The 17,224-nt window shown below is 62.9% G+C and carries 14 protein-coding genes and 3 pseudogenes; 9 read left to right on the plus strand and 8 right to left on the minus strand.

Going from position 1 to position 17,224, the window contains the following annotated elements; genetic code table 11:
* Positions 1 to 127 precede the first annotated feature (127 nt).
* From K369_RS22870 to K369_RS22880, 3 genes are all read left to right on the plus strand, one after another.
* On the plus strand, positions 128 to 1,090 hold the full coding sequence (locus K369_RS22870) for an IS5 family transposase (protein WP_051948759.1): 963 nt from the start codon (positions 128 to 130) through the stop codon (positions 1,088 to 1,090).
* Between the two features lie 220 nt (positions 1,091 to 1,310).
* Complete coding sequence (locus K369_RS22875; protein ID WP_051949495.1) at positions 1,311 to 1,601, plus strand: hypothetical protein; 291 nt, start codon at positions 1,311 to 1,313, stop codon at positions 1,599 to 1,601.
* Positions 1,602 to 1,656: 55 nt separating this feature from the next.
* Positions 1,657 to 2,145: a type II toxin-antitoxin system VapC family toxin gene (locus K369_RS22880; RefSeq protein WP_245278275.1), complete on the plus strand. Its 489-nt coding sequence runs from the start codon at positions 1,657 to 1,659 to the stop codon at positions 2,143 to 2,145.
* A 224-nt stretch (positions 2,146 to 2,369) separates the two neighbouring features.
* Here the strand turns inward: K369_RS22880 and K369_RS22885 are convergent, their stop codons facing one another.
* Positions 2,370 to 2,678, minus strand: a complete 309-nt coding sequence (locus K369_RS22885) for a HigA family addiction module antitoxin (protein WP_036294533.1) — start codon at positions 2,676 to 2,678, stop codon at positions 2,370 to 2,372.
* Between the two features lie 7 nt (positions 2,679 to 2,685).
* The gene (locus K369_RS22890; protein WP_036294536.1) at positions 2,686 to 2,982 is read right to left on the minus strand and encodes a type II toxin-antitoxin system RelE/ParE family toxin; all 297 of its coding nucleotides are present in this window, start codon (positions 2,980 to 2,982) and stop codon (positions 2,686 to 2,688) included.
* A gap of 470 nt (positions 2,983 to 3,452) precedes the next feature.
* On the opposite strand from K369_RS22890, the gene K369_RS22895 reads away from it, so the two are divergent.
* The gene (locus tag K369_RS22895; RefSeq protein ID WP_051949496.1) at positions 3,453 to 5,336 is read left to right on the plus strand and encodes a TonB-dependent siderophore receptor; all 1,884 of its coding nucleotides are present in this window, start codon (positions 3,453 to 3,455) and stop codon (positions 5,334 to 5,336) included.
* A 123-nt stretch (positions 5,337 to 5,459) separates the two neighbouring features.
* Here the strand turns inward: K369_RS22895 and K369_RS22900 are convergent, their stop codons facing one another.
* Entirely contained in the window at positions 5,460 to 7,166 is a 1,707-nt protein-coding gene (locus K369_RS22900) for a hypothetical protein (protein ID WP_156968026.1), read from the minus strand.
* Positions 7,167 to 7,943: 777 nt separating this feature from the next.
* Here K369_RS22900 and K369_RS22905 point away from each other — a divergent pair.
* Entirely contained in the window at positions 7,944 to 8,921 is a 978-nt protein-coding gene (locus K369_RS22905; RefSeq protein WP_036294544.1) for a hypothetical protein, read from the plus strand.
* A 300-nt stretch (positions 8,922 to 9,221) separates the two neighbouring features.
* On the opposite strand, the gene K369_RS22910 is transcribed toward K369_RS22905, so the two are convergent.
* Together K369_RS22910 and K369_RS25820 are read right to left on the minus strand one after the other, a co-directional pair.
* Entirely contained in the window at positions 9,222 to 9,923 is a 702-nt protein-coding gene (locus K369_RS22910; RefSeq protein ID WP_036294547.1) for a VIT family protein, read from the minus strand.
* Positions 9,924 to 10,035: 112 nt separating this feature from the next.
* Positions 10,036 to 10,179, minus strand: coding sequence for a DUF3096 domain-containing protein (locus K369_RS25820; RefSeq protein ID WP_084570792.1), 144 nt, complete (start codon positions 10,177 to 10,179; stop codon positions 10,036 to 10,038).
* 177 nt (positions 10,180 to 10,356) lie between these two features.
* Between K369_RS25820 and K369_RS28325 the strand changes: the two are divergent.
* A pseudogene (locus tag K369_RS28325) lies at positions 10,357 to 10,638 on the plus strand (hypothetical protein); the annotation flags it as partial.
* Here the strand turns inward: K369_RS28325 and K369_RS24995 are convergent.
* Positions 10,575 to 12,359, minus strand: coding sequence for a DUF2786 domain-containing protein (locus tag K369_RS24995; protein WP_051949497.1), 1,785 nt, complete (start codon positions 12,357 to 12,359; stop codon positions 10,575 to 10,577). The pseudogene K369_RS28325 and the gene K369_RS24995 sit on opposite strands and share 64 nt — an antisense overlap.
* Before the next feature lie 578 nt (positions 12,360 to 12,937).
* Here K369_RS24995 and K369_RS22920 point away from each other — a divergent pair.
* The 3 genes from K369_RS22920 to K369_RS22930 all read left to right on the plus strand — a co-directional run bounded on the left by K369_RS22920 (position 12,938) and on the right by K369_RS22930 (position 16,006).
* Positions 12,938 to 15,163, plus strand: coding sequence for a 2OG-Fe(II) oxygenase (locus tag K369_RS22920; protein WP_036294550.1), 2,226 nt, complete (start codon positions 12,938 to 12,940; stop codon positions 15,161 to 15,163).
* Between the two features lie 275 nt (positions 15,164 to 15,438).
* On the plus strand, positions 15,439 to 15,720 hold the full coding sequence (locus K369_RS22925) for a type II toxin-antitoxin system RelE/ParE family toxin (protein ID WP_036296370.1): 282 nt from the start codon (positions 15,439 to 15,441) through the stop codon (positions 15,718 to 15,720).
* Positions 15,692 to 16,006 carry a HigA family addiction module antitoxin gene (locus K369_RS22930; protein ID WP_036294553.1) on the plus strand — a complete coding sequence of 105 codons (315 nt, stop codon included), beginning with the start codon at positions 15,692 to 15,694 and terminating at the stop codon, positions 16,004 to 16,006. Before K369_RS22925 ends, K369_RS22930 begins: the two co-directional genes overlap by 29 nt.
* Before the next feature lie 324 nt (positions 16,007 to 16,330).
* Here the strand turns inward: K369_RS22930 and K369_RS22935 are convergent.
* Positions 16,331 to 16,734: pseudogene (locus tag K369_RS22935) on the minus strand (type II toxin-antitoxin system VapC family toxin).
* Positions 16,734 to 16,974, minus strand: a pseudogene (locus K369_RS22940) (type II toxin-antitoxin system prevent-host-death family antitoxin). The pseudogenes K369_RS22935 and K369_RS22940 overlap by 1 nt, the downstream one beginning before the upstream one ends.
* Positions 16,975 to 17,224: the final 250 nt, after the last annotated feature.

Genomic DNA, 17,224 nt, shown 5'->3' on the forward strand with positions numbered 1-17,224 from the left:
TTATTGCGTCGACGCATATATACTATCGCGCCCGACCGAGCGGGGCGGATTCCTATTCAAAAATGAGCGCTTTGCAAAACCGGCGAACCCGTGATTCTCTGGGGCGTCCGAGGGATGTGAGTCACCGATGTCACGCCGCAACTTCAGCCAACCTTCGCTCGCCGACGCATTCGTGAAAGCCTATTCTCGTCCTGGTGGGTTTCTGGAAGATATCGCCAAGACGTTCGAGTGGAGCGCGTTCGACGTTATTTTGCGTCCGCTGCATTCTTCGAGCGACGGCGCGCCGGCCTATCCGCCACTGACCATGTTCAAGATCGTGCTGTTGCAGCAGTGGTATGGGCTGTCCGACCCCGCCGCCGAGGAGGCTGTGCGCGATCGCCTGTCGTTTCGGCGCTTTTGCGGGGTTCCGCTGGACGAGGAGACGCCGGACCATTCATCGATCTGGCGGTTTCGTCAGCGGCTCGCCAAGCTCGGCCTCGACGAGAAACTACTTGCCGAGGTCAATCGACAACTCGACGCGCGCGGGCTGATCGTGAAGCGCGGCACGCTGGTCGACGCCACTATCATCGCGGCCGCCGTGAAGCCGCCGCCCCACGACGAGGGGCAGGTCAATCCGCGCGACCCGGACGCGAGCTTCACCAAGAAGAACGGCGAGACCTACTTCGGCTACAAGGCGCATCTGGCGGTCGACGAAGAAAGCGGCATCGTGCGCCAAGCGGAGATGACGAGCGCCGATCTGCACGACAGCCAGCGCGGCGAGGCGATGATCCAGGGCGATGAAGAGGCCTATTACGGCGACAAGGCATATGATAGCGCAGCGCTACGCAAGGCGTTGAACGACAAGAAGATCGACGACAAGATCGCCTATAAGGCGAAGCGCGGAGCGCGACAGCCGGACTGGCAGAGATGGTTCAACAAGACGGCGTCGAGCGTTCGCGTCGGCGTCGAGCGCGCCAACGCGACGATGAAGAACTGGTATGGGATGGCGCGAGTACGCTACCGCAGCCTCGCGCGCAACAATTGTCATCTTCAGTTCGTCGTCATGGCGATGAACATGAAGCGGGCGCGGGTTCTCGAAGCGGCGGCATGACGCCGCGAGGGGAGAGGTGTGTCTCGAACCGGATAGGGATGCGAAAAATGACCGGCTGACGGCGCAGAGCATTGCGCCAGATGGCGCGCGGGCGCATCAAAGCCCGTCGATTGCGGCCGAAAAACCGTAAACGCCGAGACCTCGGCTATTCTGCGAAGCGCTCAAAAATGTTGCGACCGTTGATCAAAATCTTCATATTGTCCAACGAGGAGACGCGGCCATGCCGAAGCCGATCCACGAAGCTTCCGATATCCCGGTTCAACGGAGCATCAGGCGGCGCGCGGTCATGGATACGGCGCGAGAGCTCGGCCTGTTGGGCGGCGAGAATGGCCGGATCGGCGGGCGAGTTCGTCGCAACCTCGTCACGGCCGCGAAGAAAAAATCAGGTATAGCCTCCGACACCAAGCTGCTCGAATACGCGCTGGCGAAAGTAGCGCTCGAGGACGACTTTGGCACGAAGCTCGTCCGTCGCAAGGGCCAGATCGCCGACGATATCGACCTCGAGCTTTGATCTCGCGCGCTCGCTACGGCGGATAAAGCCACAGCGCAATTCGGACGCGTTCCAGATGCGCCCGTTCGAGGCGCTGCCGATCGTCGAACCCCCAGTTTCCGCGGGAGCCGAGTTGCTGCTCGATACCTGCGTCTATATCGACGTGCTGCAAGGGCGTACGCCCGCGAGCGTCGACGAGCTGCTCGAAGCGCGTATCACCAACCACTCGACCGTTTGTTTGGCGGAGATGGCACATCTGTTCGGCCGCCTGGATCCCACTCATGCCGCCACGAAAGGCGTGCTACGCGAGATCCGGCAGACGATCGAGGATATTCCCAGCCATCGCATCTCGTCGCCATCGGAGACGGCGGACGCAGGGATGCTGGCGCGTCTGGTCGCGCGACTCATGCACATGGAACGAAGCGAACGGATGCTCCTGTCGAACGACGCGAGTCTCTATCTCCAGGCGCTCGAACACGGATGGACGGTTCTGACACGCAATGTCCGGGATTTCGACGGTTTCGATCAAATTCTTCCGGCAGGCCGGGTGCTGTTCTACGCGTAACAACGCCAATGTGGTTCAATGTGATGAAGCGCGTCGCGCCTCAGAATCTACCGGTTGGCGTCAGGCCGATCGAGCCGCCGGCCTCGCCCTCATCACGAGCGACACGACACCGCCTGGCCGTGCGAGCGCGTGAGCGAGACATCCCGATATGCTCGCGCGACGTTCAATCACAAGGAAAGAGTCCGACTCTGCGCTGGCGCTCGCCTTCGTAGCGCCGGCGCGCATCACGCGACGGCCTTCAACGGCTTCGCCCGTTCGATCCGCTCGCGTTCGCGGGGTGAATGCATCGCCTCCCACAAATCGCTACGCCTCTGCACGTTCAGCCAAAAGTCGGCGCTGTTGCCGAATACGCGCGCCAGAATGAGCGCGGTGGCCGCTGTCACATTCCTGCGATCGTTGCACAGTTCGTTGACATGCTTGCGCTGGACGCCCATCGCCTCCGCCAGCGCGGCCTGGGTCAGCCCCATCGGCTCCATGAATTCTTCGACCAGAATCTCCGCCACGGTCGCCGGCTTGCGCTTCGTCATCAACATGGTTGCCTCACTGGTAACTGTGGTCGTCCAGATAGACGCCGGAAGCTTCACCCTTTGCGCCATCCCATCGAAAGATGAGTCGCCACTTCGCGTTCACTCGGATTGAATGAAAGTCGGCCAGATCGCCGCGCAGTTTCTCGAAATGATTGCTCGGTGGGACACGCAAATCCTGATCCGTCGTCGCATCGTCGATGATTTGGAGTTTGCGGAAGAGGCGGCTTTCGAGCGCGGGCGGGACTTTCTTTGAGCGAACATCGTCGACGAAGAAGGCTCGCAACCAAGCGTCTCGAAAGCTCTCGATCATGCCGCAACCTCGATATGAGATTGTGTACCACTCTATGGGTCATCTGGCAAGGCCGACGCGTTATCCAAGACTCGGCTGCTGCGGGCGCAGTCCATTTTTGCAGCTTGCATCCCAAATTCGGTCGCGCAAGGCGGCGGCGGACGTCGAGCGCGCCGTCTCCCATGAGGGCGCGCCGGCACCGCGCAAGGACATACCACAACGATCACCAGCCTCCCCGCAAAGCTCGCGTCCGACGTTCCCGATTTGTTCGGCGCGCGGACTGCATAGCGCGGACCCTCCGATCGAAAAGGATTACAAAATTGCCCGAAGTCTTCACACGGGGCTACGCGGGAGAAGCCTTGGGTCCAGCGACACAAGGCGCAGCCACGTCGCCTTCGCCCGGCTTCAACCCGCTCCGAATTCCCTCATAAAACCACCAGCGTCCGTCGCGTGGCATCGTCGCTCGTCGTAGCGGCTCCGCCTCCGTGAAGATGAAGCGCCGACGAAACACGCAGGGGCAGCCGGCGTCGCGCGGCTATTTCCTCGACGTCGCCTATGACGGCGTACCGACCTATAGTGGCCTCGTCGGCTATCAGCAGCTCGATCTCGCCGTCTATGACCGTCTCGAAGTCCTCAAAGGCCCCGCGGGCCTGCTCTCCGGCTCGGGAAACCCCGGCGGCGGCGTCAATGTGGTCCGCAAGCGGCCCCAGGACGAATTCAAGCTGCGAACGGAATTCAACGCCGGCTCATGGGACAATTATCGCGGCATGATCGATGTCACCGGGCCGATCAACGAAGCTCGGACATTGCGCTATCGCGCGCTCGTGCTGCACCAGGACAAGCACTTCTTCTTCACGCCGTCGCAGCCCGAGAACAAATGGCTCTGCTATGGCTCTCTCGACTACGATATCACGCCGAACACGCTGGTGAATGTCGCCTATACACGCCAACGGACCAGCGACCCCGCCTATAGCGGGCAGCCCGTTGCGGCGATCTCCTATTTCGGCAATACGAGCCCCTATTTCTTGAACGTGCCGCGCTCATGGAATCCTTATCCCGATTGGACCCAATATAAATGGGACACGGAAGATAAGAAAGTCCGCCTCGAGCATCGCTTCGGCGACGACTGGGTCGCGAAAATCAACTTCAATCGACGTGACCAGACGCAGGAGTTCAACGACGCCTTCCCCTATGCCGGCGTCAATCCGTCCAACTGGTCGACGCAATATGCGCGCCGCCATTACATCTATTACTATCATCGCACCGGTCTCGACTCCTATCTCTCCGGCACGCTGCCTTTGTTGCCCATCAAGAACACGTTGACGCTGGGCTATAATTACGACCGCTTCACCTATGAGTACAAAGGCGCGCCGATCAAGACGGTGAATGCCGTCCCCGTGTTCTGGCCGAATTATATTGGCCCGAATCTCAATCCGTACACGGCCGGCGGCGAGAACCAGACGCTCCAGCATGGCGCTTACAGCCAGCTTCGCCTCACGCCGATCGATCCTTTGACCTTCGTGCTCGGCGGCAGGCTCACCAATTATTTCGCGAAAAATCGCGCGGCCTTTCCGAGCATGCCCGCGAATTGGTCCTATGGCGCGAAATCCAACCATCGCTTCACGCCCTATGTCGCCGGTATTTTTCGTCTGACCGATGAGATCAATCTCTACGGCAGCTACACGGACATATTCCTTCCCCAGACTCAGCAGAGGGCCGACGGCACGACGCTCGATCCGCGCGTGGGCGGACAATGGGAGGCCGGCGTCAAGGGCGAGTTCCTCGACAAGAAGCTGAACGCGTCCGCGGCCTGGTTCGAGATTCGCGATAGAAACCGCTCTTTCGCGGATTCGGCCAATCCAGGCTATTATCTCCAGGCGGGACTGGCGGAGTCGACCGGCGTCGAGGTCGAGTTCTCGGGCAGGCCTTTCGCCGACTATGAGGTTCCTCTCGTCGCGCGCTCGCTGCCCGGGCTCGATATCGTCGGCGGCTACACCTACATGAAGACCGCTTTTCTCGTCGATAAGAACGATCCGGGCCGTTCGATCAATTCGTGGTATCCGACCCATTTGTTCAAGATCTGGGGCAAATACGACTTCGACGGTTTTCTTCAAGGCCTGACTGTCGGCGCCGGCGTCGTCGCGCAGAGCGGTCTCTCCGGCTCGGTCAACACGCTGAACGAGGCGCGGCATGCGTCGGCCTATGCCGTTCTCAATGCGATGGCATCCTATAAGATCAATGAAAATCTGAGCTTGCAGGTGAATATCAACAATATCACCGACCAGAAATATTATACCCGCGTCGGCGGCAGCAACACCTACAACACGCCGGGCGATCCGCGGAACTTCATGGTGACGTTGCGCGGCGAATTGTGATCGCTCGCGATCACAATGAATAAAGCGCCGCCGCGCCGATCGGGCGCGGCGTTCGCTCTTTGGTCACGCAAATTGCCGCTTGGCGCGATGAATTTCTGCGGAATTCCTCGGCGGCCCGAGCCTCTACGGGATATCCTTGGGCTTCGGCTCGACATCGGTCGAGCTCTCCGACGAAGAGTCGACCGAACTGGCCTCGTGAACGGAGGCCTTTTTTCTGTGACGGTTCTTTGAGGGTGTGGCGTCGAATGATCGTCGTTGCTCCTCTTGAAACGCTCGCCAGAGGCGTTCGCCTTCGTCGCGGGCCTTTTTGGCCCCGTCCGGCTTCGCGGGAGGCTCTGGAAACGCATCGATCGTCGGACCCTCGGACGGCGCAGTGGCGTCAGGGTCTTCGGTCGATCGCGGCGAGACCGTGGCCTCGTGATCCGCGGCCGTGCATTCGGCGAATGGCGCCGCGGCCGGAGGCGGCTCTTGCGACCCCTCGAGCACGATTGACGGAGCCAGTTTGTCGGCGCTCTCTTGCGTTTGCGAAATGGTCTTGGGTCGCGGCTCGACGATCTCGGGGGCGTGATCGACATCCCCAGAAGCCGGGATCGGCGGCTTTTCTCGAAGCGCCATCTGGAGGCGCTCGCTTTCGTCGGGAGCCTCTTTCGCTTCGTCCACCTGCGCGGAGGGCTCAGGAACGAGGTCGATCGTGGGACCCTCGATGGAGGCGGCAGGGTCCGTGTCGAGCGTGATGGACGGCGCGTCGGCGTCGGCGCTCTCGGCCGATTGCGGCGATTCCTCGGCCCCGTCCGCGTGATCTGTGATCGCCGTTTCCGTGAATTCCGCGGCCGAAGTCGCGTCATGGAAGCATTCGAGCTCGCGCGAGGGAGCCTCTTTGCCGGCCTTCTCTTTGGCCGCCTTCTCGTGCACCCGTGACAACGCCGCAAGTCGCCGCGCGACGATCGCGCGCACACGAGCCACGTCTCCGGGATCCGGGGTCGGCAGCGAGATGTCGCGCGCGCCTGATTTCGTGACTCGGCCGTAATGGGACTGCGCCGTCCTGTCGACGCTGTGGCCGACGAGCGCCGCGATTTCGACGGGCGAATAGACCCTTTTCGCTTGGGCGATGAATTCGCGCCGGCATGAATAGAGCGCGAAATGCTTGGCGCGATCAGGCCACAGGCGACGGCTCACGGAGCCGAGCACGTTTTGCAGGGCTTTGCGATGGGCTTCGTATTCGGCCGCGGAAGGGGATTTCCGCGCGATCGCAATGGTCCGCGAAATCGCGCCCAATGTCTCCGGCGGCAGATGGCGCCAATGGAGCGTCCGGTGTGGGCCATGCGCGCGGCCGTTCGTGGCCTTTGCATTTTTGACCACCAGTCTGACGGAGCCGTCCGAGGACACCTTCAGATCGGCGCCGCGCCACTCGGACGGGCGCAGGCCCGTCGTGCATGACGCGCGTATAAAGTCGACGAGCTCCAGCGCCCGGTTGGATCGCCCGAGTCGAAGAGCCGCGAAAATCCGCTCTCGCTCATCAGCTCCGAAGCGCGTCGCCTTGGCGGCCGACGTCTGGTCGGTCTTTTTTCTCGCGCCGGTTTGTGTCGCTGCGCCCAGCTCCGCCATCGCGCCGCACTCGTCCGGGTGCGCCCGCTTCATGACCTCGATGACCGAGCGCTTGTAGGTCCGCCATGTCGACCGGCTCCACCGAGGTCGCTGCGCAATGAGCCACTCGACGAAACGCGGCCATGTCAGCGTGGCGAGGTCGAGCATGAGCATGCTGGCGCATTGCCACCGCAATTGCGACGTGCGGACCGTATATGCGGAGACAGTCTGCTCGCTGATCGCCACGCCGATTTTCCTATTTCAATGTCGCGCCGCCATTGGCGCGATCCGATCTACGACGACGACCGCGGCGCGGTTCGGGAATAGGGGTTGCGTCCATGGATCCGGTCCAAAAATAAAGTCAGTGATGCTAAATATCATATGATCAAATGTGTTTAATTTGTGTTCAGTTTTGTGCTTTGTGCCGGTGAAAATCAAAAAAATCAACGTTGTGATGGTGGCTCGATTCGTGGAGATCGAGGAGAAAAAGTCATGTTATGTAACGGAATTGTCCGCGGACAATTCCGTTACATAAACGGATAAATCCGTTTCATAACGATGGAGTAACGCGGCACCGACACATCCATGTGGAGTGGTGTCCATAACCATCCTGTAAATTTCGTTCGAGGTCTGATCCCCTAGCAGAGCCGTTATGCGAGATCGATCACGTAATCGATAGCGCTATTGCTGGGATGGTTCGAATCTTGGCGATTTGGCGCCTTTGGAGCGCTCCAGTTTCAGCGTGTCCGTAAATTTAGATGGCGCCTTGAGGAACGAATGAATCTTGCAATTCGAGGGGTCAAGCGCTTTCTGATAGCTACCTCGAACAACGGTGGTGGAATTCCATAGCTCTTATGTGCGCATGCGTACACATTTCGAAATCATGTCGGGATTGTCGTCGGGATTATCGCTCATGGCCCGGGAAAATCCTTGTGAAAGTCGTATGAAAAATGCGCTTGACAAATGTAAATGCTCGAGTGAGCCTGTGATATAGCTTAATCGTTCAGCTTAGCGAGGTGCGTGATGATCATCCCCGATTTGGCCACGTTCGCCCAGGTGTCCACCGAATATCACGCTGCGCTCGCCTCGGTGACGAAAGCTGAAAAGACCGCTTGGCGCCAGACGTTGCAGCGCGGGATCAAATTGCATCTCGCGGAGCCGCGGCCGGGTGTGACCCCCGAAATGCTCTATGGCGCGTTCAGCCTGCTGGCCGAATTGCTGGCGGACCCGAATCAGCGCCGTATCCTCCATCAGCGAGGCGCTGCGACGTTGGAGTTCGCGAAAGCGCCCGACATGCGGCCTCGCGATCTGTTCGTGACTCTTCGCGAGCGAGAGCCGGAGCTCGAGCAGGCGCTCACGGCGCAGGGGCTCATTCGTCACACGGATACACGGAGACGTGGCATCGTCTGCTGGATTTGGCACGGCGTCGCGGCGCCCTCGGTTATCCGCGCCATCGTCGGAGCTTCCGGTCAGGTCATGGTGACTCCGGACGCGGACTCCTCGGGCGCTGGCAATGGAAAAGGCGCCGAGACCACGCAAAGCGGCGACGACGCGAGCGCACACGACCAGGAGACGGAGCCGAGCGCCGCCGCCCCTTCGGCCGCGGTGGCCGCGTCGGAGCCGGTCAGCGAGGAAGCCAAAGCGAAGGTCGTTCACGATGCCGAGCCCGACAGACCGCCGCTCGATGGCGCGGACAAGCGTGGGAGGGCTTCTTCGGGCGCGCCGACGCGCGGACGCAGTTCTCCCCTGCGTGGTCATTCCGCGGCGCCTCAGCAGGCGGAGGGTGAGTTGAAGGCGGGGCCGGAAGAGCAGAAGGCGGAGTTGAAGGAGGATGGTCCGGCCGAGCGCGTGACGGAGGGAGCGGCCCAGGACGCCGAGGCCTCGACCGCGGAGAGCCTCGTGTCGAATCTGGACATTCCGGCGTCCGGGGCGCCGGACGGGGGCGCCGGAAGAGGCGACGACGGCGCCGCCGATCTCCCCGAGTTCCTCCGCGGGGACTGAGCGACGCATCGAAATCTGACGCCGCGCAGACCGGAGACGAGGAGATCGTGCGCATTTTCGATAAGGGCGTACGTGCCCGGGCGATTAGCGCGAAGTGTCCGAAGGGGATGGGCGCCGAGGACGTGATCGCCTGATTCTCGCTTCGTGACTTAATAACCGATCCGCGGTGACGACCTTCTTATCCAACATCGCAGGATCGAGGCCGGTCTGCCGCGAATGTTGCGTCCCGTGTCGCGCGCGGACGCCTTGCGTCGCTCGCTCCGGTTTTCACAAAGTATGCCCCTCTCGTGAATCCAATCTTCAAACGATCGTGCCGAAAATTTTCCCGATGCCGGCGGTGAGGGCCATCGCCAATGCGCCCCAGAATGTCACTCGAGCCGTCGCGCGCAGAACATCGGCGCCGCCTGCTCTTGCCCCGATGGCGCCCAAAAGCGCGAGGAAGGCCAAAGACGCGACGGACACGATGGGGACAAGCGCGCCGACAGGCGCCACGACGACCATGAGCAAGGGCATGGCGGCGCCCAGCGAAAACGTCGCTGCCGATGTCAGCGCCGCTTGCACCGGACGGGCGGTGGTGATCTCTGAAATTCCGAGCTCATCGCGCGCGTGGGCAGTCAGGGCGTCTTTCGCCATCATTTGCTCGGCGACTCGAAGCGCAAGCGCTCGATCGACGCCGCGTGTGACATAGACGTCGGCGAGCTCATCGAGTTCCAACTCGACGTTGTCGCTCAACTCTTTACGTTCACGCTTGAGATCTGCTCGCTCGGTGTCGGATTGCGAGCTGACGGACACATATTCGCCAGCAGCCATCGACATGGCTCCGGCCGCCAGTCCGGCGACGCCCGCGATTAAAATATCGTTTCGCGTCGCGGTCGCCGCGGCTACGCCGACGATCAGGCTCGCGGTCGAGACGATCCCGTCATTGGCGCCGAGCACTGCCGCTCTCAGCCAACCGATGCGATCGACGAGGTGCTTCTCAGCGTGCAGGCGAAGACGACTCATCCCACCCCATTCTCGCGACGTCTGAGCTGGCGCGAACAAGTCGTCGCACGCTTCCGTTCATGTGGCGCCGATCGATTTGCGGCGATCGGCGGTCTCGATCAAAGCCGTCCTGTCATTTGATCCACCCGAGGCCCAGAACTCCCGATACGATCAGAAAGATCGCGACGATGTAGTTGAGAAGCCGAGGGATGATCAGAATGAGAACGCCGGCGAGCAGCGAGACGATCGGCTGGAGGTGCGCGATGCTGATGTTCATTGGCCTACTCCCTTAAAGCAATTTTTGGAGATTTCACGAACCGGATCATACCTTGAATTAGGCCGACGGAGCGAAATCGCAATCCGAGATGAATCGAATTCGCTCGAACTATTGGCGCCGGCAGCGAAGCCTTGGAGGTTCGGCTCATGGTGGGCGCCACTACTTCCGACGTCCGGGACCGTTGCCGGAGGCAAGGACTACGCAGGCGAGCCGCGCCATGTGCTCATCATGCAAGATGACAGTTTCGACGCAACGGACTCCGTCACCATTTGCGCTTTCACGACGGATGAGACGGATGCGTCTTCGTCCGGTCTGCTCGTGGCGCCGGACGAGCGCAATGGATTGCGTGTCGCCTGCCGCTCGACGGCGAGCAAGAAGAGTTGTGACGGCGTGACTCACGCTCCTTCGACGCTCCGATGCGGCTCGAAATGGCGTCCGGCGGCGACGCCCGCCTCATAGTCGTCGATCGTCACCTTGCGGCGGCGCCCTTGCGGTTTCGCATGAAAGGAGAGCCCGAGCTTTTCCATTTCCTCGTCTATGACGCTGCGCTTGATCGGCACGAGCGCGCGGGCGCCGGAGGCCTGGTTGGCGGCGTCACGCTCCGCCTCCATCGTATGGAGCTTGTGGCAAATCCCATGCGCCAGCCCGATCTGAAAGGAGCGGGCCGATGCGCCCGGCTCGCGTTTCTTGTAGGCGGCGGTCTCGGCCTCGAATGCGAGGACGATCAGATCGTGGAGGACATGCGCCGCGGCGACATCCGCGGGCAGGCCGAAGAACACGAAGCGCAGCGAGCCGGAGGCGCTCTTCTCGAACCACATTTTGCAATCGCAGAAATGCGCGACAGTCGGCGCGCATTCGTCGATCGGCGCGCGACGTTTGCGGCCGGTGTCGACGCCGACGCCCTCGCAGGGGCGCTCGCGCATCTCGATCTCGCACAACGTGAGGCCGTAGCGATCGAGCAGCTCGGCCACTTTGCGCGCCGAGGCCAGCGCCTCCTGCTCGGTGCAGCCTTGCTCGACCGTCTTGGCGCGCAGCGCCTGTATGCGTTGCAGAACGCGTGCGAGCTCGGCGTCGGCCTCGCTGTCGGTCGACTTCGGCCGGCGCGCCGCGAGCAATCGGCGCCGCAGCTCCTCGAATAGGGTGCGGACTCCGGCATGTGCGCGCTCATGCGCGACGGCGCGCTCGACGTCCGCCTCCACCTCTTCCAGCATGCGTCCGCCGCCGAAGCCGGCGACGTCGCGCCGGTCGAGCGTCTCCAGCATCAGATAGGCCAGCGTGGAGAAGATGTCGGCGACATTGGCGCGGCCGGCCCGTTGCGATATCACGCTACGCGACAGCGCGTGGACGATGATGTCGACGCTCGCCAATTCGCGCGCTTCCTGGACGAGCGCGGGCGTCGTCTCGCCCTCTGCCGCCAGGAAGGCGGCGGCGAGCGCGTCGAGCGCGTCCCGCTCCTCCACGAAAGCCTCGGCCTCCGCGGGCGGCTCCGAAAAGACGTTGAGGCCCTCCACGCGCAGCCCGCCGTGACGCACGACATGGCGGTAGACCGCGGCGGCGCAGCGCCGGGGATTGACGAGTCCCTTGCCCGGCCGAACGAAAGATAGCGCTTCCGCTAGCGCCGTCTCGTCCAGCGGCAGGAGTGGCCCGACCGCCACGAAATCGCCTCCGGGCAAAGGTGCGAGCCAAGTCGCGACATCCACGAGCATGGCGCTCTCCGGCGCCGTGTCGTCGAGGAGGGAGATGGAAGCGCCGCTCGCCCGATCCTGTGCGAGGAGGCGGCGCTCGCCCACGCGGGATTTATATTGCACCAAATGGAATTCCGTTTGGACCAGAATGTCGAGCGCCGCGCGCGTCTCGGCATCCGCGTCCGCGCGGCGCTGTTTCGCATAGCGCTCGATCGGCGCTGCGCCCATCAGCGTCGGCGTGAAGAGCGCGAGACAGCCGGCGAGGGTCAGCGCCTCGATCAGAAACGACGCGGCGCTCGGATCATTCGGATCGAGCGGCGCCGCCTTGGCGAGCCATGGCCGAAGGATTTCCTCGATCTTGGCGGGCGGCAGACCGGAGAGCGCGTCGACGCACATTTCCTCGACGAGCGTGGCTATGCTGGCGTCGTCGCTGTCGATCCTCTTTCGAGATTGCTTTTCGGTTTTGCGCGCCGTTGCGCCCCGATGTCCGGCCATGCCGCCACTCCCTTCCGCTCGAGTTTTCGAGCTTACACAAGTCGCACGGGCGGGCGCGGGATCGCAGGGCGCTTTCCACCGGGATTTTGCGCGCGGGGAACGACGCGGCGCCGGCGAGACGCGTCGCCGCCGGGCGAGGGCGGCGGGCGCTGGCGAAGACGCGACGGCGAATGGCGCCGACCCCGATGACGAGTTCCTCGTCGACTCCGCTATCGCTCGACGATGCGCGCGGTTGCATGGACCTGATCCACGCTCCGAGCGTGATGCGCTGATCGCCGCGACGGGCGCTTGTCCACGGCATGATGGTCGCGACGCGCAATATTGCCGACTTTGCGCCAATGGGCGTCCCGATCTTCAATCCGTGACGCTGACGGAGCCGAGGTCCAGCGCGTCGAGATGCGCGGGCTTCTCGCGCCCGATCTTCCGCGGCATTCGTGCGAGATGCAGGCATTCTATGGGCGAGCGTCGACCCGCGCGCGGGCGAGACGACGCGATTTTCTCCCCAGCTTTCGCTCCTGTCCCGCTCTCGCCTCGGGCGGAGCCGGCGTATATTCGGGGAATCGTCAGGACCTTGCCGCATGTCTCTCACCTCGAAGCTTCCCGCCGCGCTCGCCGAAGTTCGGCGCCCCGGCGATTTCTACACGAATGGCGTCTTCGACTGGCGCGCGCCGGCTCTGTCCGTCGAGGGCGCCGGGCCGGTTGCGCTGCCGCTGCTCGAGGCGCAGGCGAGGCTGCTGATCGAGGTCGCCGAGCGCGCGCCTTTCGGACGTCGTGCGGAAACGGTCGTCGATCGGTCCGTGCGTGATTGCTGGCAGATCGACGCCGAGCGCGTCAAACTGAGTGGGGGGCGATGGAGCGCGGCGCTCGCTGAGATCGTGGCCCGCGCTGCCGACGGACTCGGCGTCGAGGGCTCGGTCGAGGCGATCTTCTACAAGCTTTTGATCTATGAGCCGGGCGGCTTCTTCGTCGACCATCGCGACACGGAAAAATGCCCTGGAATGTTCGGCACGCTGATCGTCGCGCCGCCTGGCCTCTACTCGGGCGGCGAGCTCGTCATTCGCCATCGCGAGCACGAGGCGCGCATCGACTTGCGCGCGCCGGACCCGGCGGAAGCATGCTTTGCCGCTTTCTACGCGGATTGTCGTCACGAGGTTCTGCCGGTCGAGGGCGGCTATCGGCTGGCGCTCGTCTATACTCTGCGCAGGGTGGGCAAGGGGCGCGCGCCGGCGGCGCCGATCTATGATCGTCAGAGGCGCGACATCGCCGCGCTGCTCGCCGCTTGGCGCAAGGATGGATCGGCTCCAGAGAAGATCGTGCTCCCGCTCGAGCACGCATACAGCCCGGCCGAAATCTCCTTCGCGTCGCTGAAAGGCGCCGATCAGGCCGCCGCGAAGACACTCAGAGAGGCGGCGCTCGACGCAGATTGCGATATTCATCTCGCGCTGCTCACCATCGAGGAGAACGGGGCCGCCGAGCACACGGGCTATTCGTCGCGTCACAGCCGGTGGCGCGCGCAAGAGCCTGAATTCGAGGCGGGTGAAGTGTGCTCTCGCGATGCGACGCTCGGCTCTTGGAGGGACGCCTCGGACGCGATCAGCGATCTCCCGGCCATTCCCTTCGATGATTGCGAATTGGCGCCGCCCGAGGTCTTCGAGGGGCTCGCGCCGGACGAGGAATATTTCGGCGAGGCGACCGGCAATGAGGGCGCGTCATTCGAGCGCACCTATCGGCGCGCCGCTCTGGTGCTATGGCCGCGCGAGAATGTTCTCTCCATCCTCGCAAGCGCCGAGCTGGATGACGCTCTGGCCTATCTCGAAGCCTCTGTCGAGCGCGCCGCGAGCCCGGAGGACCGAGCGCGCGCCGTCGGGCTCGCCGACGCGATCGGGGCGCGCCTCGTCGAAGCGAGCTGGCTTCCTCTTTGTGTAGGGCCGACGCCGACGGCGCGGCTGCTCGCCGCCTATCGCCGTCTCTGCCATGTCGCCGGCGTCGAGAATTGCTTCGAGCGCCTATTGCCGATACGCGGTTTCGAGCCGCAGGACGTCGAGTCCTTGGCGGACGCCTTGTCGCTGGTCGCAGAGGCGCGGCGCGCCGTTCTCGTCGAGCGTCTCTCGGCCGGCGCCGCACGCGCGTCCTTTCCTGCCTGCGCGAAGCTCTTGCGTCGGCTCGCCGTCTCGTCGCTGGCGCCCGAGCTTCGCCCGGCCGCGGCGCATCTTCTTTCCGCAATGCCCCCTCATGCCGATGAGGAGCATGATTGGCGCAGGCATTCGCCCAAGGCTGAAGAAATCGCCGATATGCTTGCGGCTCTGCGCTGGATCGACGAAAGCGCGAATGCGCGCGCGGCGGAACGGCTTCTGACTGAGCGAAAAACCTATCGCCTCGACGCCATTCTCGTGCCGGCGCTGCGTCTGCTGGCGGAGCAGGGCGTTCTTTCGGACGCCGATACGGCGATCGAGCGGCTACGCGCCGCCTGCCTCGATCACCTGCGCGCTCGCGCAGCGGAGCCGCTCGAGCCGCCCGCCGATTGGCGCCGCGCCTCGGCGCTCGACTGCAAATGCGGCGATTGCGCCGACTTGTCGCGTTTCCTCGACGATCCGACGCGCAAGGAGTTCGTCCTGCGCGCCGCCGAAGCGGCTCGATCGCATCTCGAGCAGACCATTCGCTCGGCGAAGGCGGACGTCGACGCCAAGACCTTGCGCCAGGGGAGGCCCTACAGCCTCGTCTGCACGAAGAACCGCGCCAGCTACGAGCGCCGCGTCGTGCAGCGCGGCGAGGATTTGCGGAACATTTCGATCATCGACGGGTGAGACATTCAGTGTGAGCTTCTCACCCTTCGAGCAGCAGCAACGGAAGCGGCTTTCGACGGGCGACAATGATCCAAAGCTTTACCGATCGCCGAAGCGGAGTTCGTCGGGTGGGCGTCACTTGCCGCTCGCTCGACATTCCGAGCGCCTCTAGGCAATCGGCTGACAGGATCGATCACCGACGTCCCAGTGTCGTCGAAGACCGCGAGCGAGGAGACCGCCTGTCGACGGGAGTTTGGTATTGATCCCTATAACGTTAGGCGTTATATCATTTCACGATCAAGAGCTTTGCCGACCATGAAACGGAACTCATATGGTCGGGTCACCGCAGCCGGCGCTTGCCGCCGGACATTCAGACAGTGGCGCTGCGCAAACTGCGCCTACTGAACCAAGCGCGTGTGCTGAACGATCTGCGCGTTCCGCCGGGCAATCGTCTCGAGGCGCTCGTGGGCGATCGCGCGGGCCAGCATTCGGTCAGGATCAACGATCAATGGCGCATCTGTTTTTTCTGGATCGAAGGAGGGCCATCCCATGTCACCATCGTCGACTACCATGACTGATCTCCTGCCGAACCCGACCCCCGGCGAAATCCTTGCCGAGGAGTTCATAATTCCAATGAGGTTGAGCCAAACGGCGCTCGCTCGAGCCATTCGAGTGCCGCCGCGCCGGATCAACGAGATCGTCCTCGGCAAGCGGGCGATCACTGCGGATACGGATCTGCGGCTCGCGCGATATTTCGGCGTCTCGGAGGGCTTCTTTCTCGGCTTGCAGGCCGATCACGATCTCATGGAGCGGCGCCGACAGATCAGCCAGGAACTCGACGCGATCGAGCCTCGCGCGGCATGATGCGCTTGCGGCGCCGAGGATAAATGCTGACGCTTTCGGAGTTGTGTGGAGAAGGGCCTCGGCGCGTCACGGAGCGGCGAGTTTGCTGTTACTCTGTTTCGAAATTGGTTGCGCTCATTCCGCGCGTCTATTCGGCAACCGCGCCGACTTCTGGCTGAACGCTCATGACTCCCCCTCATCTTTAGGATAGACCCATTTTCGCCGCGGCGGCTCGCGAAACCGTTCGTTAACGAACGGTTTCGATGGGTGGCGGGCAATGCGGACGACAGCTGACCTGAGCACGCGCGTCGAATATTCTGCGCGTTCTGGCAATCGGCTGGCGGATCAAACGAAATCCCACGGATCGATTACCGACGCCCCGGTGTCGTCGAAGACCGCGGTATTGCGCGTGACCACGATGAGATCGTGAACGATCGCGGTCGCCGCGATCAGTCCGTCCACATCGCCGCGCGGCCGGATCGCGGCGATCCGTCCCCATTCGACGGCGATCTGATCGGTGATCGGCAGGATGCGGTCGGAATGGTCGCTCCGCAGCTTACGAAGCCATTCGGCGAGATGGCCGGCGGCTTTGGGGTCAGACTTCTGCTTCAGCGCGATTCCACGCATGATTTCTCCCAGCGTGAGCACGCTGAGATGGATCCCGAGCGGATCGACGGAGCGCAGCCACGCGATCACCCTTGTAGAGCCCCGCCGAGCATAGCGACGACATTGGTGTCGACCAGATACATCAGAAGGGCGAGCCGCGGCTGGGCGCCTTGGCGCGCCGGACAATCGCCTCGGCGAACTCGTCGTCCCAGCTCGGGCCGGCGAGCAGATCGTCGACCAGCGAGGGCTTGGCGCGCAACAGGTCATAGTCTTGCGCAGACAGCACGACCGCCGCGCAAAGTTACGGTCTGCGGGCCGTCCTCGCGCGCCTTCTGCACCACTTTGGAGAACTGGTTCTTGGCGTCTTGCCGCGACCATTCCATGCGATTGGGTTCCTGGCTTGCCTGGCTAGCTATGTAGGCGGTAGGCGGAGGCGTCAACGCACCATTTTTCTGACGCAGGCCCTGTGAGCTCTCTCCGTGTCGACCTCCTGATCGGAAGCAATAATGCGTTGTACTGGCACGATTGAAATGTTGAGAGGTTGAAGCAGGCGTGGGTGGAGGGGGAGGGCAGGGCCGTTCAGTTCTCTATACTTTATAGCGGACGGGCGATTCCCGTCGCGACGGATGTGTG

The sequence above is a fragment of the Methylosinus sp. PW1 genome (assembly GCF_000745215.1).
Classification (GTDB): Bacteria; Pseudomonadota; Alphaproteobacteria; order Rhizobiales; family Beijerinckiaceae; genus Methylosinus.